The organism is Nocardiopsis sp. N85 (assembly GCF_028882275.1).
GTDB classification, from domain to species: Bacteria; Actinomycetota; Actinomycetes; order Streptosporangiales; family Streptosporangiaceae; genus Nocardiopsis; species Nocardiopsis lambiniae.
In genome coordinates, this window is the sequence record NZ_JARBUT010000048.1 from 1 (window position 1) to 615 (window position 615).

Consider the following 615-nt stretch of genomic DNA (forward strand, 5'->3'; position numbering starts at 1 on the left):
GGTGCCCGCACGCCCGGGAGAGAGGTCCCGGACGTGCGGGGGTATCAGTCGCCGATCGCCCATCCCAACCCGGGGAGGACGGTCCCGACCCCGCGCGGGCCCCGGCTGATCGGCTCGTGCCGGTCCTGCTGGGCGGTGGGTTTGCGCCGGGGCAACGGAGGGTGGCCGCCCTGCTGGGTGAGGGGTGTGTCGGGTGTGGTGCGCGGCCGTGTGAGGCGCGCGAACTCCTCGAAGGTCACCGGGTCCCCTCCGTGCCTTTCAGGGGCCGGTTGCCCCACGCCTTGGGGGAGAGCATCCGCGATTCCAGGGCGCCGGGTGTCTCTTCCATCAACGTCGGTTCGATGTCGTCGACGAGGGCGGTCGCCATCCAGTAGCGGGGGGTGCGCCATACCTTCCATCGGCCGGTGTGCTCGGCTTGCAGGCGGGCGAGTTCCTGGGCTTCGAGCTTGACGAGGAGACCGGCCGGGCTGTCGGCCGTCAACACGGTGTCGTCCCGCTGTGCGCGCCACGGTCCGTGGCGGTGGGCGTGGCGGTCGCGTCCGATCTCCCAGGCGGGGTAGTCGGCCGCGATGATCTCGATAGCGGACGGGTGCCCGTGCAGGGCCGCACGCTCTC

General features: G+C 72.2%; 2 protein-coding genes. Both read right to left on the reverse strand.

Annotated elements, in window-relative coordinates; translation table 11 throughout:
* Positions 1–44 precede the first annotated feature (44 nt).
* Positions 45–239, reverse strand: a complete 195-nt coding sequence (locus tag PWG71_RS28620) for a hypothetical protein (protein WP_274813188.1) — start codon at positions 237–239, stop codon at positions 45–47.
* On the reverse strand, positions 236–615 hold a 380-nt coding region (locus PWG71_RS28625; protein WP_274813189.1), incomplete at its 5' end, for a hypothetical protein. The genes PWG71_RS28625 and PWG71_RS28620, both read right to left, overlap by 4 nt.